The following is a 24,552-nucleotide window of genomic DNA, read 5'->3' on the forward strand; positions in this document are numbered from 1 at the left end:
ATTTAATATTATTACTACTACAGATAAAATAAGCCATAAACCCACCATATTATACTTTGTAAAGAATACTATTCCAAAACAAAATCCTACTAAGATTATTTTTAAAGAGTTATACCTATTATTCATAAAATAATCTAAGTAAATATAAAATGAATAAGTTATAAAAGGTAACATATAACCCTCTAGCCCTAATCCACTTTCAAAAATATTCAAAAATATAATAGTTATTATTAATAAAGTAATAACAGACACCATATTTTTACTTGTAAACAATTTTGATATTTTATAGACATATATCAAGAAAACAAAATAACAAATTAAATAAATAAATTTTATTCCAAAAGCACCGCCTATAATATAACCAAAATAGTTAATAAAGAATATTATAGGTCCTTTATGATCAAATAAATCTACATATAATTTCTCTCCTTTGGTCATAGCATATCCAAAATATTCAAAAATTGTTGCATCTCCATATGGATAATAATGTAACATTAAATTTGGCATTGTATAATATACTAAAAAAGTTAATGCTAGAAAATAAATGACTAAAAATACATTCGTAAACAATTTTATTTTCAAATTTTATTCTCCTTTATATTAATATAGCTTATTATAGTTTAAATAAAAACTTTATTCAATAAACAAAAAATTTAGTTTGCTTATATATTTTTTATCCTTTAGTTTCTTTTCCTTGCTATTAATTTTATAGGTGTACCATCAAAATAGAATGCTTCTCTAATTCTATTTTCTAAAAATCTTTCATACGAAAAATGCATTAATTCTGGATAATTTACAAAGAAAACAAAAGTTGGTGGATTTATAGCCACTTGCGAAGAATAGAAAATATTTAATCTCTTACCTTTATCCTGTGGTGTAGGATTCATAGCCGCAGCATCTACTATTACTTCATTAAGTGTTGATGACTGAATACGTCTATGTCTATTCTCATAAGATTCTTTAATAAGAGGGAAAATATTAAACACTCTTTGTTTAGTTTTTGCTGAAACAAAAATTGTTTTGGCATAATCCAAATAAACAAAGCTATCACGAATTTTTTCTTCAAATTCTTTCATTGTTTTATCATCTTTTTCAATTGCATCCCATTTATTAACGACTATTATTACACCTTTTCCTGATTCGTGAGCATATCCTGCAACCTTTTTGTCTTGCTCTATTATTCCTTCTTCTGCATTAATAACAACTAAAACAACATCTGATCTTTCTATTGCTTTTAATGATCGAAGTACCGAATATTTTTCGCAATTTTCGTAAACTTTTCCTCGTTTTCTAATACCTGCAGTGTCAATAACGACATAATCATCACCATCATATCTGAAATCACTATCTATTGCATCTCGTGTAGTTCCCGCTATTTCAGAAGCAATAACACGTTCTTCTCCTAAGATAGTATTTATCAAACTAGATTTTCCTACATTAGGTCTTCCTATTAAGGCAAATCTTATTTTGTCATCTTCTTCTTCATCTTCTTGAACTTTAAAGTTTTTACAAACTTCATCTAATAAATCTCCTATTCCTAGACCGTGAGATCCAGAAATTGGGAATGGTTCTCCAAAGCCTAATGAATAAAAGTCGTATATTAAATGATTCATATCAAAGTTATCAATCTTATTAACTGCTAAAACAACTGGTTTATCCGTTTTATAAAGTAATTTGGCTACTTCTTCATCGTCTGGAGTAACACCATCACGACCATTTACCAAAAATATTATTACATCAGCTTCATCAATAGCTAAGTCTGCTTGTGCTCTAATTTGTTGTTGAAACGGAGTATTTTCTATTTCTATTCCACCAGTATCTATCATAAAAAATGAGTAATTTAGCCATTCTGCTTTAGAATATATTCTATCTCTAGTTACTCCTGCAACATCTTCTACTATAGACAGTCTATCTCCTATTATTTTGTTAAAAATAGTAGACTTTCCTACATTAGGTCTTCCAATTATTGCTACTGTTGGTTTCGCCATAATAACCTCCTTATACTAATTTATAAATAACAAATGGGAGTGCTAGATTACTCTTAGCTACTCCCAACAATTTAGATAAGCTTTTATTATTGTAAATCTTTAAATTTATCTGCCAAACTAAATTGTGTATCTTCTGATTTTATATATGATGTATCATACTCTGCTTCTTTTTCTTCTATTTCTACCATAGGTTTTTCTAACAATTCTTTTATAGACAATGCTAATCTATTATTATCAAAGTCTATTTCAAGAACTTTAACATTTACAACATCACCTTGTTTTAAGAAGTCGTTAACGTTAGTAACTTTTTCGTGTGAAATTTGAGAAATATGTACCAATCCTTCTACAAAGTCCATAACTTCTACAAATGCTCCAAATGCAGTTATATTTTTAACTGTTCCTTCTAATACATCTCCTACTTTTACATTAGCTTTTAATACATCCCATTGCGTAGGTAATAAAGTTTTTATAGATAATGACACTCTGCCCTCTTCTCTATCTAAACCTATAACTGCAACTTTTACTGTTTCACCTTTAGATAAAACATCTTCAATTTTGTCAAATCGTTTATTAGAAATTTCAGAAATATGAACTAAACCATCAATTTCTCCAATATTTACAAATGCTCCAAAGCTAGCAATTCTACTAACTGTTCCTTCTAGTACATCTCCTACATTAAGATTACCGAAAATCTCATCAAGTTTTTTAGATTCCTCTTCTTCTAAAACAAAACGACGATTCAATATCAACTTGTTTTTCGATTTATCTACTTCTTCAATTTTAAAAGTATATTCTTGACCTACAAATTTATCTAAATTTTTCACAAATTTTGTATCTATGTATGAAGCTGGTACAAAAGCTCTAATTCCATTAACATCAGCTAATAGACCAGCTTTTGTTGTTCCTGTTACAGTTGTTGTAACATATTCTCCATTTTCAAATTTAGTTACTATATCACTCCATGACATATCAACTAATTTATTATATTCTTTGTTTTCAATAATTTTACGAGAAAGATAAATTACTCCTGGAATGTCTTCTGAACGTTTTTCTCTATCAGCACGTACAACTGTAACTACTGCTTCTATCTCATCTCCAACAGAAAGTACATCACTAATATCTGATACAAATTTTCTTGACACATGGTTTTTTAATATTACGCAGTCATACTGTGCTCCTGCAACATCTACATAAGCTAAGTCAGCATCTATACGAGAAACAGTTCCAGTTACCTTATCTCCTTTCTTTAACATTTTTGTGTTATTTAATAATTCCTCAAATGAAGTCGTCATTACTTCTTTGTCCTCCTATGGTTGCAATACTACGATAATTATACTACAAAAACGTGCTATTGTCACTAATTTTATTTGTTTTGATATTCTATTTTCTTAATTTTATCTAATAAATTTAGCTCTTCTTCATTTAAGTCATAAGTATCTAATAAATCTGGTCTTCTTAAATATGTTCTTCTCAAACTTTCTTCTAATCGATATTTTTCTATATTTTTATGGTGCCCTGATATTAAAACATCTGGTACTTTCATTCCACGAAAATCTTGGGGTCTAGTATATTGAGGATATTCCAAAAGTCCTGTAGAAAATGAGTCATCTTTGTGAGATTCTTCTTTTCCTAATACATAAGGAATAAGACGTACTACACTGTCTATTATAGTCATAGCAGCTAACTCCCCTCCTGTTAATATAAAATCTCCAATAGACAATTCGTCAGTTACTAAATGTTGTCTAATTCTCTCATCATACCCTTCGTAATGTCCGCATATAAATACTAGATGATCTTCTTTGGATAATTCTTCTGCTTTTTTTTGAGAAAATCTCTCCCCTTGTGGACAAAGTAATATTATTCTGCTTTTCTCGTTAGTCTCTAAACTTTCTACTGCATTAAATATAGGTTCTGGCTTTAATACCATACCTTGCCCTCCACCATAAGGATAATCATCTACTTGATTATGTTTATCTTCTGCAAAATTACGAAAATCTACAGTGTTTATCTGAACGATATTTTTTTCTTTTGCTTTTCCTAAAATAGAATGATTTAAAGAATCAAACATATTTGGAAATAATGTAAGTATATCAATCTTCATTAATCTATCAATCCTTCCATTACTTCAATATCAATTCTTTTTTTAGAAATATCAACATATTTTACAACATCTTCTATATAAGGTATCAAATATTCCTTACCTAATTCATTTTTTACAACCCAAACATCATTTGCTCCTGTTTGCAATATGTCTATTATTTCTCCTAATTTGTTATTAAATTTATCAAAAACTTCACAACCTATTATTTCATAAAAATAATATTCTCCATCTTCTAACTCGCTCAAATATTCTTCATCGACTTTTAATTGAAGATTTTTGTATTTTTCCGCTTCTTCTATACTATCTATACCAAAAAACTTCAGTAAAAATGCTCCTTTGTGCTCTCTGCTACTTTCTATCTCTACTTCTTTTATTACTTGATTACCTCTAGTAATTAACAACTTAGACCCTTTTGAAAATCTTTCGTCTTCAAAATGGCTACTAGATATTACTTTAACTTCTCCTTTTAACGCATGCGTATTTACTATTTTCCCTACTTTTAATCTCATTTAATTCACCTACTCTTTTATTTTTTTTCTAACGTAATAAGATAAACTATCTACAATAATAATAGTTAACAACAATACAATCAATAATACAGATACAGTATCCCATTTTCTAAATTCAATATTATTTACTAATAATTGACCTATTCCTCCTGCTCCAACCATTCCTAAAATTGTTGAATTTTTAATATTCATCTCTAAACGATATAACAAAATAGTTATAAATTCTGGTAAGTAACCACGAAATACTATATTTATATATCCAGAAAATGATTTTACTCCCATACTATTAATTGACATCAAAATATTGTCATCTATACTCTCTAATATTTCTCCATACATTTTTGTAGTTATTCCTAGAGTATAAATATACAATGCAAAAAATACACTTATATAACCAGGACCAAAACCTCTAAAAAATATTATAGCGACTATTATTGGTGGAAAAGTTCTCAGTATATTTATTATTAATTTTACTAATAAAGATTGTCTTTTACCCACAATATTCTCTGCATAAAAATAAGAAATAAAAATAGAAGTTAAGCCTGCCATCAAAGTTGCAACAAGTGCAATTATAAAACTATCATATAATGCTACCAAGGCTTTCTCAAAATACGCTAAATTTGGATTCGTTACACCTATTAACATATTCTTAGTCTGACCTAATCCTATTAAAAATCTTTCATAAGTTATATCTAAGAACTTAAAACAGTACGCTAAACAAAAAGTAACTATCACTATAAATGATACTCTAGAAATATTCTTTCTTATAAAATAACTTTTTTTAGTTAGAGTTTTATCAATAGTAAGTCTTCTAAAATATCTACTAATCAAGTCTATTATAGCTATTACTATTACTAATATAATAATAATCAAAGATACTCTATCATACCTAAGATGATTTAACTCTTTCCAAAGTAGTTGTCCTATTCCTCCTGCACCTACAAGTCCTAAAACGCTAGCTCCCCTTATGCTAGATTCTAAAACTTGGAAAAAAACTGCATATATCGTTGGGCGTAAATTTTCTATTACAGCAATTTTATATATTTGAAATTTATTTAAACCTGTACTCAAATATGTTTCTATATATTTTTGATTAATTTCTTCTGCATACTCCTTTAGCAGTTTGGCTGACATTAAAAAACTTATTATATATAAACTTATAAAACCGCTAAAATTTCCTACACTAAACAAACTAACTAATACAGATGCTATAATTAAAAAAGGAATAGTTCTAAATATAGATAAAATACCACTTAATATTTTTGGAATTATCTTTATCGTAAAAAATGTAGTAGTCAATAACGGTAATATTAATAAAGTTGTTAAAACTCCTAATATTGAAGAAAATATAGCCATCAAAACCGTATCCCTTATAGGTTTTACTAATGTAGGTACTATATTTAAGTCAAAAGGATACATTCTTGAAAATAAATTACCTATTCTTAAAAAACCTACTCTTAAACTAGAAAAATCAAAATTAAATAAAGTAAAAGTTGTAATTACTAATATTGATAATAATATTGTATATCTTTTTAATTTATGCTTAATTATATAATTGGATAAGTTCTTCATCTGTTACACACTCTGTCTTTTTGTAAAATAAAATTTTTCCGTTTTTTATACCTAATATTTTCTTGCTATATTTTTTAGCTAAATCTACATCATGTAAATTCATCAAAATTGTAATATTTTTTTTCTTATTCAATGTCGCAAATAGGTTCATAATATCTTCTGTATTTTTCTGATCTAAATTACTAACTGGCTCATCAGCCAATAAAATTTCCGGTTTTTGACAAATTGCTTTAGCAATAGCAACTCTTTGCTTTTGTCCTCCAGATAAATACTTCGATTTTCTATATGCCTCATCAATTAATCCAACTTTTCCTAGATACTTTATTGCTAAACTATACTCTTCTTTTGTGTAGTTATTTAATAAACTACTAAAAAAATTTTTATTAGCTAAAAAAGGAGTTAAAACATTATCTATAGTATATAAATTATCTAGGATATTATAATCTTGAAAGATAAAAGAAATTTTCTTTCTAGTATTTTGCAAAGTTTTTCCTTTTTCTTTTAAGATATCATTTCCATTTATTAAAATTTCTCCTTTTCTTGAAATTAATAATTTATTTATACATTTCAAAAGAGTTGACTTCCCTGCACCACTTTTCCCCAAAACTGCTACAAAATCGCCTTTTTCTATTTGAAAACTTATATCATCCAAAACATCTTTATCATTATATGACATAGTTAAATTTTTTACTATTAAGTTATAATTAGTCAAAATATAACCCCCTTCAATATGTTACAAGCCTTATTATACCATTAAAAAAATAATTTTACACTGTTACAAATTTAATTTATTAAGAAAATTCTTTTATTGTAAAATAATAATTTTAATATTATAATTATAGTAGATTTTAGCAAAGGAGATATAATATGAACCTATACTTAGCTGGTGCTTTATTTAATGAGGCAGAAGTTGCGCAAAGAAGAACAGAAGGACGTCTTTTGAGAGATAAATTTGTAGATAAATTAACTATTTTTAATCCTATTGAACAGCCGTTTAATGATAATAAACAATCTCTACCTACACCACAAGATATTTTTAATGGAGATACTAAAGCTGTAGAAAATTGCGATATTTTCCTTGCTGATATTACAAATGAGGATAGTGGCGTCATGGTAGAACTTGGAATCGCGATTGCTCTTAATAAAAAAATTATTGCTGTAAATTCGGATATAAGATTACAATCAGCAAATAAATATACTATTCCTAGTTATGCAATGAATCATTATGTTTTAGGTGGAATACTAAAACATGGTAAACTAGTATTTAGTTTTGAAGAAGCCATCAAAGAAATAGAAAAAATTATAAAATAACATAAAAAAGACAGAATTAGTTAAATTCTGTCTTTTTACTTTTCTATCAAAAATATTATATAAATTAGCACAATAAAAAGTTAAAATTGTTCAATTATTTTTCCTGTTTGATAATTTTCTAATAATAATTTCAAATGTTTTATTTGAATAAGCAACTCTTTTCCTATATCGGTATCTTTAATTGTTTTTCTATTCAATATTTTGTCAACAACTCTCTTAGTTGATACTATATCAGTTTCGTCTTTTATAGCAGTTTCTTTACTAACGAAAATATCGTGTTTCATAATTTGTAAGCCGAAAGAATTGTACGTAAGTGTATAACCGCCGTGCCCTGTAGTATTATGATATGCTCTAGACATACCACCATCAATTACAATTGTTCTTCCATCTGCCTTAATAGGATCTTCTCCTTTTGATGATTTTACTGGAGTATGACCATTTATAATATGACCATCTTCTGTTAAATCAAACTCTAATAATAGCTTTTTACTAAATTCTGCACATTCTCGTAATTTGTAATATGGATTTTTTTCTTCTGTATGGCTTTCTTTGTCAGCTATAAAATACCTTTCAAATGTAGTCATATCTTTTTTTCCAAAAAGTGGCGAATACTCTCCTTGCCACAAATAAAAAAATATGTCGTCCCCTTGTTTCTCCTTGCTATAAAATGCTTTTCTGACTTTATTATCAAAGAAGTCAAGCATTTCTTTTCCACTATATTTTTTATTTTTATATGTAAATGTTTGAAAATCTCCTTTTGAAGTAACAGGCATACAACCATGAAGCAATAAATTTCCATTATGACATTTATACATTGCTCCTTTAGACATCATAAACTCTATATGTTTATGCAATTTTTCACTAGAAATAAATAGATCCCTTAATTTCTCTATTAACTTTATTTCATCATTATTCAATTTATATATATTTTTTTTATCTATAGTTGGAAAATTACAACTAGTCATCTTGTATTCTTTATTTCCTACACGCACTGTCTGTTTTTCAAAATCTATTTTATCAAGTAACAATCTGCTACTCAAATTAAATTCTGGTCTACGTTTTACTGCTAAACTTTCTAACTTAAATTGTATTATAGATATAGCTTTGTGCATTCTAGCTATTTGCAACACTTCTTTATCATTATATTTATTTTTATTACTCTTAGAAATTTTTGGTAAAAATTCTGAACATTCATCATTTGAATAATAAGTATCACTTAGATTAAGTAAACCTCTTAGAGATATACCGTATCTGTCTTCTATAATATCTAAATTATCGTACCTTGCACATATTCTTAAAACATTAGCTATACAAATTAAATCTCCACAACTTGCTCCTATCCATAGCATATCGTGATTACCCCATTGAATATCTACAGAATGATAATCTATTAGTCTATCCATAATTTTATCTGGATAAGGTCCTCTATCGTATATATCACCTACTATATGAAGATGATTAACTATAAGTCTTTGAATAGCATAACAAAGTTCTATTATAAATTTATCTCCTCGATTAAGTTCTAAAATACATTGCAAAATTCTATTGTAATAATTTTCTTTGTCTTTTGTTTCATCCATCTTGTAGATTAACTCTTCTATTATGTAAGCAAATTCTTTTGGTAATATTTTTCTAACCTTTGAACGCGTATATTTTCTACCAGCTATCTGCGTAATTTCCAATAATCTTAAAATCAATATTTTTTGAAATTCTTTGTAGTCATCTTCACTATATTCTTTTTTTAATAATTGTAATTTTTCATCTGGATAATATATTATAGTCGATAATAAATTAAGTTCTTTTGTTGTCAATCTACTATCAAATACATCTTTTAATTTTTCTTTAATTACTCCCGAACCATTTCTAAGAACATGATCAAAAGCTTCATATTCTCCATGAATATCACTAATAAAATGTTCTGTTCCTTTTGGCAAAGATAGAATAGATTCTAAATTAATTATTTCACTAGTTACTTCATTAATGTTTCTAAAATTTTTTGCCAATAACTCTAAATGCTCTTTTGTTATCATTACAATATACCCCTAACATTAATTATTATATTAACATTGTAGCACTTTTTGATAACACTTTCAATTATTAATAATTAGCTATTTTTAAAAAATAACTTTGAATACATATATAATATTTTTCGTAATCTAAAATTAAAAACGAAAATTTAATAATTTATAATTTTATAACTAAACTTTTTTAACACACTTATTAATAGTAGTAAATTGTAATTTAGTTTATGTTTAACTTTCAACACTTTATAAAAAATATTCAGCATAGAGATTTTTTCTCTACGCTGAATATTATATAGCCTACTTTATCTATTCAGGTTTATTTTCATTACTTACCGTTGGATCTTTTGCAAGATCAGCAGTTGTTAATTTATCTGGAAGATTTTGTAATAAATCTTCTGAAACTAGTGTCACATAATTAACAGGGGTATGTAATCCTCTAGGTGACACACTAGTATTTTTGTTATAATTTTTGGATAACGGTATAATGTATCCTTGATAATGTATATTTAAAATTTCTCCTGCTAAAGGAATATTTCTTTCTAAAGTATTATTTAATACAGAAGAAATATATTGTAAATGACTTGATTTAGGATAATAATAGTAGACATCATTAATCATAGCGTCATAGCCACCTAATCTATGAGAAACTATATTAATATCATTGCTAGCAAACATTGATACAGCTGATGTAATTTGTTTCATAGTCATATTATGAGTAACATTATCTCCACCTATTTGTATTAGCTCATTCACTTTGGCAAGTGCATTAATACTTTGCGCTTTGTCTATAACTGCATGAATTACTTGCAGTTGTCGTTGTCCTCTTTCTATATCACTATCATAGTATCTACTACGTGCAAAGGCTAATGCTTGTTCTCCATTTAACGTGTGCCATCCTTTTTTTAGTTCTACGGTACCTTCTTCTCCGTTAGCGTTTTGCTCTACCATATCAAAAGGTACATAAAGCTCAACCCCGCCTAAAGAATCAATAACTTTCTCAAAAGCCTTGAAATTTATTATAACATAAAAGTTTACTGGGGCGTTTACCAGATTTGTTACAGCATCAATTGTTCCGTCAGTTCCACCATAAGCATGAGCGTGAGTTATTTTATCAAAGAAATACGCATTACTGTTATTATTATCTGATTTCTCTCTCATTAATGTTAGCGAATCTCGTGGAATACTTACCATATCCATACGTTTTTGATTCTTATTTACAGCCATATAAATTATTGAATCTGTTCTACTATTTTCTCTAGTTTGACCTTCAGCTGCACGAGCATCATTTTCATCAATTCCCATAACTAACATAGAAAATTTTTCGAAATTTGGATCTACTTCTTCTGTACTATTAGATTTTTTAAAGCCGTTCTTTATTGAATCTGATAAGTTAAAGTATGTATATGCTCCAAACCCGGTAACTACAAGTAATAACAGCAACAATATTCTAACAATCCATCTACGTTTTTTACGTTTATTTCTTCTAGAATTTCGTCTATTATTTCTCTCCAATCTAGACATATGTAAATCATTCTTTTGCATAATTTTCCCTCTTAAATAATCATAATTAATTATTATACTACACTTAATAATTTAATTCTACTATAAAATGAAATCTTCTATTTATTTCCTAATATAACAGTAATTATTTCCAATCTATTATTCAAACGTGTTGGAAAAGAACTATTTCCTAGTCCTTGTGAGACTACCATAGTCGAAATATTTTCGAAATATAGTCCGTTAGTATACTTAGGAAAATACCCTTGATTAGGTGCATAAATACGTCCCAAAAGAGGTACATTCCACTGTCCCCCGTGTGCATGTCCAGATAGAATTAAATCAAACTTTAAATCCGAATAAAGATGAAATTTCTCAGGTCTATGTGCTAATAAAATATTATATAAATTTTCATTATAAACTTTTAATAATTGTTTTCTATACATCGTATAATGATTTTCTTTATATTTATTATAAAAATATTTAAAATCTTCTATTCCGCCCAAAGAAATACTTTCTCCATATTTTTCCAACAAAACCTTATTATTTGAAAGATCCACTATATTTAATTTATTTAATTGCTTTCTCAAAACAGAATACTCATAAGGTAAACGAATTTCGTGATTTCCTGATACAAAATAAGTAGGTGCAATATTAGAAATATTAGCAAGAATATTATACGCAATATCAGAATTATTTCTGTAACTATCTAAAATATCTCCTGTTATTACTATTATATCTGGATTTTGACTACGTACTTGTTCAAAAAATACCAAATCGCTAATTCCAACTTTTTCGCAATGTATATCTGACAACTGAACTATCTTAAAGTCATTAAAACTATCTGGTATTTTTTCGTTTATTATCTTATGTTTCGTAATTTTAACACACTTATTTTGATGTATATAAAATAAATATGCTAATTGTGCAAATATTGTTAATTTAAAAATATTTTTTTTATTCATTATTCACCTTTTATTTCCCTAATAAAATACATAAATCAATTCAGTTAATATTAACAATTTCCTCTTAAAACTGTTATTTCAAATATCATAAGTATACCATAATAATTTCCTTTTACAAAGAGCAATAAATTTATTTACAAAAAATTACACTGTTCTTAAAAAGAACAATGTAATTTAATTAGACATTTATTTTTTTATCTGTGCTAAAAGTGCTGATAACAAAATTAATCCTGCTCCGACTAATTGAGAAACACTTAAAACTTCTCCCAATAATAAATAAGCAAACATAAATGTAAATATAGGATCCAAATAACTTAAAAATGCAACTGCGTTTGTCGGTAGATGTGCTATTGACCCAAATGTTAAAAAACAGGCAAAACAAGTGTGAAAAACTCCTAAAATAATAACCAAAGCAATACTCTTATTATCAGGAATACTTATAGTTTCTTTATTGACAATAAAAACATACACCATCATTGTTATTGCTGCAATCATCATTTGAACAAACGTCGTATTAAAGCCATCTAAATTCTTTATTTTCTTGTTAAAAATAATTATAAAAGCATAAGTTATTGCTGATAATAAAGAATAAATAATTCCTTTACTAAATTGTAAAGTTGCAATATCTAAATTAGAAATTAAATAAAGCCCTACTAAAGCTATTATAACACAAATAAATTTTAAGAGGTTTAACGCTTCTTTTAAAAATATAGGTGATAGTAAAATTACAATCATAGGAGCTAAGTAGGTAATCCAAACTGCAATGCTAACATTAGTATAGTTAAAAGACTCAAACAAAAATATCCACGAGAATGCTAAAGATACCCCAGATAAAAATAAATAATGAAAATTTCGAAAAATATTTCTATATTCAATTTTTTTAGAGCTAAAAGTAAACACTAATAAAAATGAAATAGTAGCTATACTAGTTCTAGATAAAACTACTTGTGATCTAGGTAAATCAATATTTTTTACAATTATAGCAATAGTTCCAAAAATAACCATTCCTAATATATATCTTAAATAGTACATAACTCCCCCTTTAATTTTTACTAAAAACATCATAATATCTACTAATTAAACACACATAGATTATATACTAAAAATAATCTTAATTCAATATTTTATCCGTAAAAAAGACAACCCTATGGTTGTCTTTAATCTAGCTGGCTAGCGAAATAAAATTTTTATAACTAGATTGTTATCTTTATTAATTTTTTATCACATAAAATATTATAACATATAAAGCATAATAACTTATGTGTATTAACTTTAAATATTTTCATCGTGTAATTTATTTATTTTATTAGCTAATTCTGGAATTACTTTTTCTGAATTACTTAAATTTTCTGTATAAATAATTAGGATATAATCTTCATTATTATCTCCATAAACTATAGCTGTATTATTTGCCACTCCTGCCAGTTGACCATATTTACTAGCTATCTTCTTATTACTAATTCCACTCTTTATCCATTCATTATTTTCTGATTCTTTTAGATACTCTATAATTTTAGGATATTTATTTTGATTTTCATATAAATATGTCCATACTTTCTCCATCATTAAAGGAGTAACTTTGTTTAAAGCAGCCTTATCAGCTGGCAATTCAAAACCTAATTTGGACATATAGTTCATCATTAATTTAATACCATTAGTTTTATTAATTAATAACATATTTGTCGCTGTATTATCCGAATACTTTAGCATATTCATTACCACATAATCAATAGGATATGTTTTTTGTTTCTCTCTATTTGTAATTTCTCCGCCACCACTTTCTAACATATCAGCTCTATATTCTATCTCCTCATCACTTTTTAATTGACCATTTTCAATTCTATCATATATATAAAGGGCATAGACTACTTTTGTTGTACTTGCTGCAGAAAAATACTCATCATCGTTAACAGAATATCTATATCCTGATTTCATATCTTTATAAATAACAGATATTTTATTATTTTCTCTAGCATAACTGTTAATAATCTTATTAAGTTCTTCGTCCTTTTGAGACGACGTTAATTTTACTTTTTCTTTATTATCTGTAGTTTGGTTAGTAGTTTCTTTTTTATTAGTATCTTTAACTTCTTGAATATCACTATTTTCTTTATAGAATGTTTTACCATAAAGTGTTCTTAAATTGAACACAGAAAGTATTATAAAACTACATATTAAAAACTCCAAAAACAATATTAAATTTTTATTCTTTTTTCTTTTATCACTCATAACTAAAAACTACCTTATAAACTTTTATAATAAATTATACAACAAAATAATGATTTTTTATAGTTTTTTTAATAATTTTATATATTATTTTTGTACAACTCTATTATTCCTTTTAATGTTAACTCTATATCTACGTAGTCAACATTATTACTATACTTAGCTATTAAATTAGACAATCCTCCCGTAACTACAACATTAACATCTCTATTTATATCTTTTTTCATAGTATTAATAATATTATCAAACTGACCTACAAAACCATATAAAAGACCTGCTTTTATTTGAGATACCGTATCCATTCCTAAAGAAGTTGAAACATCAGTAAGTTCAACTCTTGGTAATTGAGCAGCTTTATTATACAAAGCATCAGCACTTATATTTAATCCTGGACAAATAACTCCACCGTGATAAATCATATCTTCATCAACATAATCAAAAGTTGTTGCCGTTCCAAAATCAACGATAATGGCTGGTAAATAATTAGATACCTTAGCTCCTACTATATCTACAACTCTATCAGCACCTAATTTACTTGTATAAGGTTCGGGTACAGTTAGACCTGTCTTTATATTGTTAGATACTATAATTGGCTGTTTCCTAAAATATTTTTTACTAAGCAACTCTAAAGCACACATCATTGTTGGAACAACACTAGATATTACTACGCCATCAAATTTATTAACATCTATATTTTTCTCAACAAAAAAATTTTTTATAATAACATAAAGTTCATCTTCTGTTTTTGTATCATCAGTAGCTATTCTCCAAGAATAACTCAAATTATAATTTTTATCAAATACTCCTAATACTATATTAGTATTACCTACATCTAGTGCAAATATCATATTTTCTCCTAATAAATTTTAATCTAATAAATTTTATTAATAATATAAAAGTTTTTTATAAATATAATTATATATCATTATAAAAACTACTATAATTTATTATTATATCATATTATTTAAAATTGAGTATAAAAAATAATATTTAGAATAGAAGATTTATCTCCTAAACTAAATATTATTTCAATTATTTACTAAACAATCTACTAATATCGTTCCATGTAACTGCTAGTAATAAAATTAATAATAAAATACTGAATGTAGCAGTCATATAATATTGAGCTTTCTTACTAATAGGTTTTCTAAATATTGCTTCATATAAGACAAATATTATTCTACCGCCATCTAAAACTGGTATAGGTATTAAATTCATAAGTCCTAAATTGACACTCAAAATTCCTATCCATCTAATTGTAGTTAAAATTCCACTTTGAGCAGCTACTGTTGAAAGTTCATAAATAGCTACTGGCCCGCCTAATTGATTTAGGCTAAATCCTCCACTAAATATAGATGCAAAAAGACCAACAATACCTTTAAAAATTACTGTACTATATAATAATGTTTCATTAAATCCTGCTATTATTGATTTTATAAAACCATATTCTTTTTTAGCAGCAATTCCAACTTTATATGTTTTTTGTTCTTCACCTTTTTCTGTTTTTACAACGTTAACCTCTGGTGTTAATTGTAAATTTTCTTCTCTTCCTAATCTTTCAATTTTTACGTTAATTTGATTTCCATTAGATTTTAATATATTTGATGATATATCAGACCAATTACTTATAGTTACTCCATCTATTTCTTTTATTTTGTCATCAACTTGAATTCCTGCTTTTTGTGCAGGACTATTTTCTACAACTTCTCCTATAATTGGATCTTTTATAGAATATCCGTTAACAAAAGTTAAACCTATAAAAATAAACAATGCCAAAACAAAATTCATAAACGGTCCCGCAAACAAGGTGATAAATTTCTTTCCCCATGAGTGCGAAGAGAACATTCTCTCTACTGGTGCTATTTGTTCTTCCATTCCAGAAAAAACAACACAAGCGTCCTTACGGACAGTAAACTTCTCCAAATCTTGCCCACTATTAGTAAAGCCTTCTATAAATAAATTATATGTTAAATCATATTCATTAACTTCTATTTGTAAAAGGTCAATATCATTACTTTTATCTAATATTATTTTTTCTACTTGATCATTATTATCTAATTTTAGTGATATTTGCATACCTTTTTTTATATCATAAGGTGATACATCATTGTTAAAATCAAATACATTGTCAGGCATTTTTACATACCCACCAATAGGTAAAAGTCTTATTGTAAAATTAGTTTCACCTATCTTTTTATGAAATATCTTAGGCCCAAAGCCGATAGCAAACTCTTGACATAATATACCAGATCTTTTTGCTGCAATAAAATGTCCTAACTCATGAACAGTTACAACAACAAAAAATACTATTATAAATACTATTATTCCTTGCATTTAATTCTCCTTTTAATTAATTAATTAGTAGTAATATTGATAATAACATAGGTGTTGTCAAAATAACAGAGTCAAATCTATCAAATATTCCACCATGTCCAGGAAGTATATTACTACTGTCTTTTACATTATATTCTCTCTTAAAAGCGGATTCAATTAAATCTCCTGTTTGCCCTAATATACTGACTACTAAAGTTACTACTATAGCTAATATGATATCTTTAAAAATATCTGTTGTAAAAAAGAAACCAACCGCCACTACTAAAGATGACAAAGCCCCTATCAATGAACCTTCAATAGACTTATTAGGACTTATATTTGGAGATAACTTACGTTTCCCAAAATTCATTCCTCCAAAATAAGCACCACTATCCGTTACCCAAATTGTAATTAACAAATATAAAATTACATCTAAGCCCTGTATTCGAAGCATATACAATGAATAAAATCCAATAGCTATATACACTGACATAAATACTATTACAGAAATATCCCCTACTTTAATTTTATGTTCACTCACAACTATAGATAATAGTAGCATAACAATCAATGCCATAAATATAATAATAATAAAATATTTATCTATTATACTATCTTTGAAAAAAACTAACATAGATATTAAATCTAATAAAATTAATATTATTAAATTTAATTTTCCAAATACTATTTTTACAACTTCATAATTTGCTAATAAAGACAACACTACTGTCGCAAATAAAAAATATTCTTTGCCTAATATTATAAATGGCAAAAAAATAATTAATGCTATTATTGCTGTAATTATTCTAATTTTCATTTAAACCTCCGTATCTTCTATCTCTCATTTGATAATAAAATAAAGCTTTTCTAAATTCTTTTTCTGTAAAATCTGGCCATGCACAGTCTACAAATAAAAATTCACTATAAGCTAATTGCCATAATAAAAAGTTAGAAACACGCTGTTCTCCTGATGTTCTAATTAATAGATCTGGATCAGGATAATCCTTAGTATATAATTTTTTACTAACTATTTCTTCCGTTATACTATCAACCAATAACTTATTATCTATACAATCTTGTGCAATATTTTTTATTGCATCAACAATTTCTTTTTTTGAACCGTAATTCAAGGCAAATATTAACTTTAATCCTGTATTATTTTCCGTCTTTTTTATGGCATTGTTTACAGCCATTTTGGTATTAATTGGTAATTTATCTATATCTCCAATAACTTGCACCTTAACATTATTTTCCATTAATTCTGGCATAAAACTATCAAACATTTTTTCTGGAAGACTCATCAAATAATTAACTTCTCTAGTCGGTCTAGACCAATTTTCTGTAGAAAATGCATATAATGTTAAGTACTCTATTCCTAAAGAAGAAGCAATTTTTGTAATTTTCTTAACAGTTTGCATCCCTTCATAATGTCCTTTGATTCTTGGTAAATTACGACTTTTAGCCCATCGTCCATTTCCGTCCATAATTATCGCTACATGTTTAGGGATTTTTATTAAATTCTTTTCTTCTATACTAGCTTTTTTACTATTTTTAAAAAAGTTAAACATATAACCTCCAAAGTATTTACTAACTCCATAATTATAACATAACTCTTCCAAAAAATATAGTAACCAAAAATATTAACTAATTATCTTCAAAATATATTGTTACTTACACAATAACATATTATATTCATACTTCCATACTATAAAATTAATTTTCAAATACATAGAAAAAACAGTAGAAAATTTAATTTCTACTGTTCTTTTATTAAGCTACTAATCCTCTAATAGCGTTTCTATCAACTTTTATTTCTGTTTTTGGAGCAATACGTAACATAATAGTTGCTGTTCCTATTTCAGCTATTTCTCCATATATTCCTGAAAATGTAACTACATTATCTCCTACTTTAAGTGAGTCCTGTAACATTTTTAGCTCTTTATTACGTTTATTTTGAGGTCTTATCATAAAGAAATACATAAACGCAAATAGAACTACCATCATTATAATACTATACATACCTTGCATATTATAAATATCCTCCTATATTAAATTACTACTATATTTTACTATAATGTTATTAAAAAATAAATAGCTTACTAAAAGTTTTTAGGATTTTTTGTATTTAAGCCATATTTTTCAAAAAATTCTTCTTTATAATCTAATAATCTGTCTTCCATTATCGCTTGTCTAATATTTTTCATCATATTTAACAAGAAGTGAATATTGTGAGTAGTAGTTAATCTAGCACCAAAAATTTCATCAGCTTTAAATAAATGTCTTATGTATGCTCGAGTATAATTTTTACAACAATAACAATCACACTCTGAATCTAGTGGTGTAAAATCTGATGCATATTTAGCATTCTTAATTACTACTCTTCCTTGAGAAGTCATACAAGTTCCATTTCTAGCTATTCGAGTTGGCAAAACGCAGTCAAACATATCTATACCACGTAGAACTCCTTCAAATAAAGCATCTGGCGAACCTACCCCCATTAAATAACGAGCTTTATTTGTAGGTAATAGCGGAGTTGTTTCTTCTAAAACTCTGTACATCTCTTCTTTAGGTTCTCCTACAGATAATCCCCCTATAGCATATCCTGGAAAATCCATACTAACTAAATCTTTAGCACTTTGCGCTCTAAGATCATTAAATCCTGCGCCTTGAACTATCCCGAAAAGAGCTTGTTTTTTCACATTTTTATGTGCTTCTAAGCAACGTTCAGCCCAACGTGAAGTTCTTTCAACTGATTGTCTTATATATTTATAATCATGATTAAAATCAGGACATTCATCAAACGCCATCATTATATCACTTCCCAAAGAATTCTGAATTTGCATAGCTTTCTCTGGAGATAAGAATAATTTTTCTCCTGATAAATGATTTTTAAAATGAACTCCCTCTTCTTCGATTTTTCGAAAATCACTCAATGAAAATACTTGAAATCCTCCTGAATCTGTTAAAATACTACCGTCATAATTCATAAATTTATGAAGTCCGCCGGCTTGTTCTATTATTTTCTCGCCCGGTCTTAACCATAAATGATATGTATTTGATAGTATTATATTAGCTCCCATATCTTTTACTTCTTCTGGTGACATAGTTTTCACCGTTGCTTGCGTTCCTACAGGCATAAACACTGGTGTTTCAAAGCTTCCATGTGGAGTATGAACAATTCCTAATCTAGCACCTGATTGTTTACAAGTTTTTATATGTTCATACCAGACAGCATTTTCTCTTATATCTCTCATCTTCTTCTCCTAACTTTACTTAATAAACATTGCATCTCCAAAGCTAAAAAATCTATATTTATTTTTTACCGCTACGTCATACAATTCTAACATACTTTCTCTATTATAAAAAGCACTAACTAACATAATCAATGATGATTTTGGCAAGTGAAAATTTGTAATTAAATTATCAACACATTTAAAATCAAATCCCGGATAGATAAAAATATCAGTCCATCCCGAACTTTCTTTTATTAAACCATTATTATCTCTTGCAACAGTTTCTAAAGTTCTTGTAGTTGTAGTTCCTACGGCAATAACTTTTTTACCTTCTAACTTTGTTTTATTAATTATATCAGCAGTATTCTTACTAATCATATAATACTCTGAGTGCATTACATGAGATTCTAAATCTTCTACGACAACTGGTCTAAATGTTCCTAATCCTACATGAAGAGTCAAATATGTAATATTAACGCCCTTTCTCCTAATATCATCTAATAAACCATTTGTAAAATGTAGACCCGCAGTAGGCGCAGCTGAACTTCCTATTTCTTTAGAATATACTGTTTGATATCTTTCTTTATCTCCTAATCTTTCTTTTATATATGGAGGTAACGGCATTGTTCCTAGTTCATCTAATCTCTCTTGAAAAATTCCTTCAAATATAAATTTAAAATGACGAAATCCTGAATCTAATACTTTTGTACACTCTGCTTTCATTATACCTGCAAAATCTAAAACAGTACCTTCTTTCACTCGTTTAGCTGGTTTAACTAGACATTCCCATTCCGTGTCCACAGTATTTTTTAAAAGTAATACTTCAATAGATGCCTTAGTATCTATCTTTTCTCCAAATAATCTTGCAGGCATAACACGAGTATTATTTAAAACTAAAGTATCACCTGAATTTAAATATTCTATTATGTTAGAAAAATTTTTATGATAATATTCTCCCGTTTCCCTATCTACCACTAATAGTTTACTTGCATCGCGTTTTTCTAAAGGAACTTGTGCAATTAAATTTTCTGGTAAATAAAAATCAAAATCTTTTAACTTCATTTATTATTCTCCTAAAAGTTTTTTTATTAAAAAAAGCGACGCTATTTGCCGCCTCTTATATATTTTGTATGTGATAATAAATTCATTACTATTCCTAATCCTACGCTAAACACAAGCATAGAACTTCCTCCCGAACTAAAGAATGGTATCGGAACTCCTGTCATAGGTATTGACCCAGATACTCCTCCTATATTTACTATAGTTTGCACTAATAATAAACTTGCAAATCCTATAGATAGTAACGAATCAAAAGTACTTCTAGATCCTAGACCAGCACTCATTACTTTTATTATAATAACTAATAATAAAAATACAACAAATAATACCCCTACATACCCTAATTCTTCTGCTACAACAGCAATTATAAAATCAGTATGCGCTTCTGGTAAATAGCCTAGCTTTTGAATAGAATTACCTAATCCACGTCCAAACATACCACCATTACCAAAAGCTATCATAGAATTTACAATATGATTACTAGCTTCACTATTACTTCCAAAAGGATCTAAGAAAGCATTTATCCTATTTACTCGGTAAGACGTTCCACTAGATATTAAAGTGTAGAATAAACCACCTACAACAATACCCACAATTGATAACATCATAAGGTTAAATAAATTCTTAAAGCTTATATTAGAGCAAAATATCATAATAGCCATTACTACACTGGTAAGAAGAAATGTTCCTGTATCATTTTGTAAAAATATAAATCCTAAAATTGATATAGGAATTATAAATAATGAAGTAATTTCCCTTAGTGTAGTCGGTCTTATCATAATATCTTTACGAGAATCTATTATAAAAGCTAAATATGCTATTATATACATCTGAGCAATAGTAGAAGGTTGAAACGTAAAGCCAGATATACTTATCCAAGAATATGCTCCGTTAATATTTGTCCCCATTAATCTTGGTAATATTAATAAAATCATCAAAGGAACGAACATAAATTCATATAGCTTTTTATATTTCAAAAATTTATATGATATAGCTACTGCAAAAAACAAATATGCTACAAAAGAAAGTAAAGCCCATATAGCTTGTCTTTTAAAGAAATAATTTTCTGCTACTGGTCTATAATTAGTAAATATTCCGTACTGATTACCTATCATACTAGCACTATAAACCATTATACAACTTAACACTAGCAATATAATTAAAGATAAAGTAACAAAAATATCAGCCTTAGTAAAGATACTTTTTAATTTTTTCAAAAAATTCATATAAACCTACTTACTAACTTTCTGTTCCAAATTTAAATACATATTGTTAAGCTTATTCTCTAATTCTTCTAAGACAGTGTTACTATACTTTTTAGGCAAAAGTCCTACTTCCACAGCTAATTCTAACTCCTTAGATATTCCATAAATGTGTGTATCTATTACATCTTGATATAGTGGACACTCACGATATTTTCTTAAAGATAATTGTGCCTCTATTAAATCTTCTATTTTTTTTATATCTTTTTCTATTTTATTTTTAACTTTTATACTAAAAATATTATCTTGCATAAATTCACCCTCTTACTATGCTATTAATCTTCGTTCTTTCTTTATAATTGTAATTGCACGTAAAAAATCATTTTGTGAAATAAGTGATAATCTATACAATTCACGAATTTCAAATTCTACTAATTGTAATAAATGCTCTCTATCTTTCATATAAATAATTATATCAAATGACTTTAATAATTGTTGAACATCATAAAAATTAATCATATTATACTCCTTTATTTTGCTAACAATTCTAGTTTTAAATTTTTATAAATATTGTTATTACCATCTAAATTTATAGCTTTCTCGATATATTCTAGACTTTTAGATTTATTAGATTCTGCCCTTTCTATTAAAGCTAGTTGATAATAAAGTGGTGCAAACCTATCATCAAAATTAATTCCATCTAAAAATATTTTTTTGGCTTCATCTATAGAAGATGTACTAATTTTTAATAGCCCTAACTCATAATAAGTTAATACTGACTTATTTTTTGAATTTAATTCTTTTTCTATTATTTCAGTATTAACTTCAAAAGAGTTGTTTAAAATTTTCTTCTCATATTTGCTTAAATTATAGTTATTAATTTTTGACTTTAAATCAAAGCCTAGTAAAATAATTAATATCCCCGATAAAGCAGTAATAGCAACAAACACATAAGATACAACTAAATTTATTTTATTCAACATTAATAATTGTAAAAATATACCTAGTACAAAAGCAAACATATAAATTCCTAACTGCATTTCAATATAAAATGAAGATATTACTAAATAAATAACTGAAAGAGCCAAAGTATAAATTGTCTTTATGTCATTGCCTCGCTTGTTTAATTCCGCTATAAAAAAAGATCCAAGCAAACCAAAAAATGCTATACTTACACTATTAATATACGTACTATAGCCAAATAGTAAAAATAAATTACTTACAAACGTAACTAATAATAAAATAGTTATACTTGTAGTTAACTTTATTTCCTCTCCAAATAACAAAGAACATATAAAAATAAAAATAGTTATAAATATTAGTTGATTAATATTATCAAATACAACTATATTGGTAAATAACCTATAAAATTCTCCTGTTATGATAGATTGATAGTTATATTCTAAAAATTTATATAAACTTACACTATTATTACTATAATACAATACTAAAAAGTTAATTGAAAATAATAAAATAAAGACGACTGCTAAAAAATTAAAATGAAAATTTATTAGATAATTTGATTTTTTTTTGTTTAAATATCCATCAACAACTCTTGTTTTATATCTATCCGTTTTTACTGACAAATCAACAAATTTTTTATCTTTACTTCTAATAAATTTATTTTGATTTTTTTCTGATAAAATAATTCTTTCAATTAACAAATCATTTGAAATTTTATACTTTTTATATTCTTGAATACTATCGTCATTTTCAGAAGATGTATAAAGAACCTTAATTTTCAAACTGCTTAATTTAAAAACTTTTCTTAGTCTTTGTTCATTTTTTATTATATTATAGACACTAGCATCAACATCAGAACTTTTTATATTTGAATTATATATAAATCTAACTAACTCATTATCTCTATTAATTAACCAGATATCTTTTTTTTCTGGTCTATAATGAATTACTTCATAATGATAGTTATTAACGTATAAATATACTATCTTCCAAAATTTACTTTCATTCATTTTGAGTACCCTTAATGAATAAACTTAAATAGCTAATAGCTATTTAAGTTTAACTTTTACAACTTCTTCATTGAAGTCAACATCATTATTTTCTTTTGTAAGTTCTACAGATTCAACAACATCCATATTAGTTACAATACAAGGTGTAATTGTAGATTTAGCTTTTTCTTCTACTAATGCTAAATCAAAAGTAACTAACACATCTCCCACAGAAACCATATCTCCCGCTTGAACGTGAGCTTCAAATCCTTCACCTTGCATATGAACAGTTTCTAGACCGATGTGTATTAATACTTCAACACCGCTCGCTGTTTTTAATCCGACTGCATGTTTAGTTGGGAAAACCTGAATTACTTCTCCGGCAACTGGTGATACAACTTTTCCTTCAGATGGAATAATTGCAAAACCATCTCCCATCATTTTTTGTGCAAAAACTGGATCAGGAACTTCTGTTAAATTAACAGCTTTTCCTTTAGAAAAAGCAACTATACTTAGTTCTGATACTTTTTCTTCTTTTTTTCCGAATAAATTTGAAAATAATCCCATTTAAAACTCCTTTAAAACTCTATTTTATAATTA

The 24,552-nt window shown here is 26.8% G+C and carries 25 protein-coding genes; 1 reads left to right on the plus strand and 24 read right to left on the minus strand.

From position 1 onward, the window contains the following. The 7 genes from HZY83_RS04380 to phnC all read right to left on the minus strand — a co-directional run. Nucleotides 1-582, minus strand: a 582-nt coding sequence (locus HZY83_RS04380) for a glycosyltransferase family 39 protein (protein ID WP_179942857.1), incomplete at its 3' end; no start/stop codon positions are given. A 98-nt stretch (nucleotides 583-680) separates the two neighbouring features. Then, nucleotides 681-1,988 (minus strand): ribosome biogenesis GTPase Der, encoded by a 1,308-nt coding sequence (gene der, locus HZY83_RS04385; RefSeq protein ID WP_179942858.1) that lies wholly within the window; start codon nucleotides 1,986-1,988, stop codon nucleotides 681-683. 86 nt (nucleotides 1,989-2,074) lie between these two features. Continuing rightward, nucleotides 2,075-3,280, minus strand: a complete 1,206-nt coding sequence (gene rpsA, locus HZY83_RS04390; protein WP_179942859.1) for a 30S ribosomal protein S1 — start codon at nucleotides 3,278-3,280, stop codon at nucleotides 2,075-2,077. A 71-nt stretch (nucleotides 3,281-3,351) separates the two neighbouring features. After that, nucleotides 3,352-4,089 carry a tRNA (guanosine(37)-N1)-methyltransferase TrmD gene (gene trmD / locus HZY83_RS04395; protein ID WP_179942860.1) on the minus strand — a complete coding sequence of 246 codons (738 nt, stop codon included), beginning with the start codon at nucleotides 4,087-4,089 and terminating at the stop codon, nucleotides 3,352-3,354. Continuing rightward, nucleotides 4,089-4,598, minus strand: coding sequence for a ribosome maturation factor RimM (gene rimM, locus HZY83_RS04400; RefSeq protein ID WP_179942861.1), 510 nt, complete (start codon nucleotides 4,596-4,598; stop codon nucleotides 4,089-4,091). The genes trmD and rimM overlap by 1 nt, the downstream gene beginning before the upstream one ends. Before the next feature lie 9 nt (nucleotides 4,599-4,607). Beyond that, entirely contained in the window at nucleotides 4,608-6,170 is a 1,563-nt protein-coding gene (locus HZY83_RS04405; RefSeq protein WP_179942862.1) for a PhnE/PtxC family ABC transporter permease, read from the minus strand. After that, nucleotides 6,142-6,882: a phosphonate ABC transporter ATP-binding protein gene (gene phnC, locus HZY83_RS04410; RefSeq protein ID WP_179942863.1), complete on the minus strand. Its 741-nt coding sequence runs from the start codon at nucleotides 6,880-6,882 to the stop codon at nucleotides 6,142-6,144. Before phnC ends, HZY83_RS04405 begins: the two co-directional genes overlap by 29 nt. A 155-nt stretch (nucleotides 6,883-7,037) precedes the next feature. On the opposite strand from phnC, the gene HZY83_RS04415 reads away from it, so the two are divergent. Further along, complete coding sequence (locus HZY83_RS04415; RefSeq protein ID WP_179942864.1) at nucleotides 7,038-7,481, plus strand: nucleoside 2-deoxyribosyltransferase; 444 nt, start codon at nucleotides 7,038-7,040, stop codon at nucleotides 7,479-7,481. An 80-nt stretch (nucleotides 7,482-7,561) separates the two neighbouring features. Here the strand turns inward: HZY83_RS04415 and HZY83_RS04420 are convergent, their stop codons facing one another. The 17 genes from HZY83_RS04420 to HZY83_RS04500 form a co-directional block, all read right to left on the minus strand. Then, a complete protein-coding gene (locus tag HZY83_RS04420) occupies nucleotides 7,562-9,511 on the minus strand; it encodes a fructose-1,6-bisphosphatase (RefSeq protein WP_179942865.1) in 1,950 nt (649 codons plus the stop codon). Between the two features lie 300 nt (nucleotides 9,512-9,811). Continuing rightward, nucleotides 9,812-11,047, minus strand: coding sequence for an LCP family protein (locus tag HZY83_RS04425; protein WP_179942866.1), 1,236 nt, complete (start codon nucleotides 11,045-11,047; stop codon nucleotides 9,812-9,814). A 77-nt stretch (nucleotides 11,048-11,124) separates the two neighbouring features. After that, nucleotides 11,125-11,967, minus strand: coding sequence for a metallophosphoesterase (locus HZY83_RS04430; RefSeq protein WP_179942867.1), 843 nt, complete (start codon nucleotides 11,965-11,967; stop codon nucleotides 11,125-11,127). Nucleotides 11,968-12,153: 186 nt separating this feature from the next. After that, nucleotides 12,154-12,999: a DMT family transporter gene (locus tag HZY83_RS04435; protein ID WP_179942868.1), complete on the minus strand. Its 846-nt coding sequence runs from the start codon at nucleotides 12,997-12,999 to the stop codon at nucleotides 12,154-12,156. Between the two features lie 240 nt (nucleotides 13,000-13,239). Continuing rightward, nucleotides 13,240-14,196, minus strand: coding sequence for a serine hydrolase (locus tag HZY83_RS04440; protein WP_179942869.1), 957 nt, complete (start codon nucleotides 14,194-14,196; stop codon nucleotides 13,240-13,242). A gap of 77 nt (nucleotides 14,197-14,273) precedes the next feature. Then, nucleotides 14,274-15,041: a type III pantothenate kinase gene (locus HZY83_RS04445; protein ID WP_179942870.1), complete on the minus strand. Its 768-nt coding sequence runs from the start codon at nucleotides 15,039-15,041 to the stop codon at nucleotides 14,274-14,276. A 184-nt stretch (nucleotides 15,042-15,225) separates the two neighbouring features. Further along, nucleotides 15,226-16,527, minus strand: a complete 1,302-nt coding sequence (gene rseP, locus HZY83_RS04450; protein ID WP_179942871.1) for an RIP metalloprotease RseP — start codon at nucleotides 16,525-16,527, stop codon at nucleotides 15,226-15,228. A gap of 16 nt (nucleotides 16,528-16,543) precedes the next feature. Then, nucleotides 16,544-17,323: a phosphatidate cytidylyltransferase gene (locus HZY83_RS04455; protein ID WP_179942872.1), complete on the minus strand. Its 780-nt coding sequence runs from the start codon at nucleotides 17,321-17,323 to the stop codon at nucleotides 16,544-16,546. After that, entirely contained in the window at nucleotides 17,313-18,074 is a 762-nt protein-coding gene (locus tag HZY83_RS04460) for an undecaprenyl pyrophosphate synthase (RefSeq protein ID WP_179942873.1), read from the minus strand. Before HZY83_RS04460 ends, HZY83_RS04455 begins: the two co-directional genes overlap by 11 nt. A gap of 202 nt (nucleotides 18,075-18,276) precedes the next feature. Next, a complete protein-coding gene (gene yajC, locus HZY83_RS04465) occupies nucleotides 18,277-18,534 on the minus strand; it encodes a preprotein translocase subunit YajC (protein WP_179942874.1) in 258 nt (85 codons plus the stop codon). Nucleotides 18,535-18,605: 71 nt separating this feature from the next. Next, complete coding sequence (tgt, locus tag HZY83_RS04470) at nucleotides 18,606-19,760, minus strand: tRNA guanosine(34) transglycosylase Tgt (protein ID WP_179942875.1); 1,155 nt, start codon at nucleotides 19,758-19,760, stop codon at nucleotides 18,606-18,608. 15 nt (nucleotides 19,761-19,775) lie between these two features. Then, nucleotides 19,776-20,801, minus strand: a complete 1,026-nt coding sequence (gene queA, locus HZY83_RS04475) for a tRNA preQ1(34) S-adenosylmethionine ribosyltransferase-isomerase QueA (protein WP_179942876.1) — start codon at nucleotides 20,799-20,801, stop codon at nucleotides 19,776-19,778. A gap of 41 nt (nucleotides 20,802-20,842) precedes the next feature. Next, on the minus strand, nucleotides 20,843-22,024 hold the full coding sequence (locus tag HZY83_RS04480; RefSeq protein ID WP_179942877.1) for an FtsW/RodA/SpoVE family cell cycle protein: 1,182 nt from the start codon (nucleotides 22,022-22,024) through the stop codon (nucleotides 20,843-20,845). Nucleotides 22,025-22,030: 6 nt separating this feature from the next. Then, complete coding sequence (locus tag HZY83_RS04485) at nucleotides 22,031-22,312, minus strand: DUF1507 family protein (RefSeq protein ID WP_179942878.1); 282 nt, start codon at nucleotides 22,310-22,312, stop codon at nucleotides 22,031-22,033. A gap of 15 nt (nucleotides 22,313-22,327) precedes the next feature. Continuing rightward, nucleotides 22,328-22,519 carry a YqgQ family protein gene (locus HZY83_RS04490; RefSeq protein ID WP_179942879.1) on the minus strand — a complete coding sequence of 64 codons (192 nt, stop codon included), beginning with the start codon at nucleotides 22,517-22,519 and terminating at the stop codon, nucleotides 22,328-22,330. Nucleotides 22,520-22,530: 11 nt separating this feature from the next. After that, nucleotides 22,531-23,973, minus strand: a complete 1,443-nt coding sequence (locus HZY83_RS04495; RefSeq protein WP_179942880.1) for an MFS transporter — start codon at nucleotides 23,971-23,973, stop codon at nucleotides 22,531-22,533. A 39-nt stretch (nucleotides 23,974-24,012) separates the two neighbouring features. Beyond that, nucleotides 24,013-24,519 (minus strand): PTS sugar transporter subunit IIA, encoded by a 507-nt coding sequence (locus tag HZY83_RS04500; protein WP_179942881.1) that lies wholly within the window; start codon nucleotides 24,517-24,519, stop codon nucleotides 24,013-24,015. Nucleotides 24,520-24,552 lie beyond the last annotated feature (33 nt).

Source organism: Gemella sp. GH3, assembly GCF_013415425.1.
Taxonomy (GTDB): Bacteria; Bacillota; Bacilli; order Staphylococcales; family Gemellaceae; genus Gemelliphila.

Coding starts and splice junctions, on each gene's coding strand:
- der (WP_179942858.1), bottom strand. CDS start 1,988: ATGGCGAAACCAACAGTAGCAATAATTGGAAGACCTAATGTAGGAAAG.
- HZY83_RS04480 (WP_179942877.1), bottom strand. CDS start 22,024: ATGAATTTTTTGAAAAAATTAAAAAGTATCTTTACTAAGGCTGATATT.
- HZY83_RS04460 (WP_179942873.1), bottom strand. CDS start 18,074: ATGTTTAACTTTTTTAAAAATAGTAAAAAAGCTAGTATAGAAGAAAAG.
- tgt (WP_179942875.1), bottom strand. CDS start 19,760: ATGAGAGATATAAGAGAAAATGCTGTCTGGTATGAACATATAAAAACT.
- rseP (WP_179942871.1), bottom strand. CDS start 16,527: ATGCAAGGAATAATAGTATTTATAATAGTATTTTTTGTTGTTGTAACT.
- HZY83_RS04440 (WP_179942869.1), bottom strand. CDS start 14,196: ATGAGTGATAAAAGAAAAAAGAATAAAAATTTAATATTGTTTTTGGAG.
- HZY83_RS04415 (WP_179942864.1), top strand. CDS start 7,038: ATGAACCTATACTTAGCTGGTGCTTTATTTAATGAGGCAGAAGTTGCG.
- trmD (WP_179942860.1), bottom strand. CDS start 4,089: ATGAAGATTGATATACTTACATTATTTCCAAATATGTTTGATTCTTTA.
- HZY83_RS04455 (WP_179942872.1), bottom strand. CDS start 17,323: ATGAAAATTAGAATAATTACAGCAATAATAGCATTAATTATTTTTTTG.
- rpsA (WP_179942859.1), bottom strand. CDS start 3,280: ATGACGACTTCATTTGAGGAATTATTAAATAACACAAAAATGTTAAAG.
- queA (WP_179942876.1), bottom strand. CDS start 20,801: ATGAAGTTAAAAGATTTTGATTTTTATTTACCAGAAAATTTAATTGCA.
- yajC (WP_179942874.1), bottom strand. CDS start 18,534: ATGCAAGGTATGTATAGTATTATAATGATGGTAGTTCTATTTGCGTTT.
- HZY83_RS04435 (WP_179942868.1), bottom strand. CDS start 12,999: ATGTACTATTTAAGATATATATTAGGAATGGTTATTTTTGGAACTATT.
- HZY83_RS04490 (WP_179942879.1), bottom strand. CDS start 22,519: ATGATTAATTTTTATGATGTTCAACAATTATTAAAGTCATTTGATATA.
- HZY83_RS04425 (WP_179942866.1), bottom strand. CDS start 11,047: ATGCAAAAGAATGATTTACATATGTCTAGATTGGAGAGAAATAATAGA.
- HZY83_RS04430 (WP_179942867.1), bottom strand. CDS start 11,967: ATGAATAAAAAAAATATTTTTAAATTAACAATATTTGCACAATTAGCA.
- HZY83_RS04445 (WP_179942870.1), bottom strand. CDS start 15,041: ATGATATTTGCACTAGATGTAGGTAATACTAATATAGTATTAGGAGTA.
- HZY83_RS04500 (WP_179942881.1), bottom strand. CDS start 24,519: ATGGGATTATTTTCAAATTTATTCGGAAAAAAAGAAGAAAAAGTATCA.
- HZY83_RS04420 (WP_179942865.1), bottom strand. CDS start 9,511: ATGATAACAAAAGAGCATTTAGAGTTATTGGCAAAAAATTTTAGAAAC.
- HZY83_RS04485 (WP_179942878.1), bottom strand. CDS start 22,312: ATGCAAGATAATATTTTTAGTATAAAAGTTAAAAATAAAATAGAAAAA.
- rimM (WP_179942861.1), bottom strand. CDS start 4,598: ATGAGATTAAAAGTAGGGAAAATAGTAAATACGCATGCGTTAAAAGGA.
- HZY83_RS04405 (WP_179942862.1), bottom strand. CDS start 6,170: ATGAAGAACTTATCCAATTATATAATTAAGCATAAATTAAAAAGATAT.
- HZY83_RS04495 (WP_179942880.1), bottom strand. CDS start 23,973: ATGAATGAAAGTAAATTTTGGAAGATAGTATATTTATACGTTAATAAC.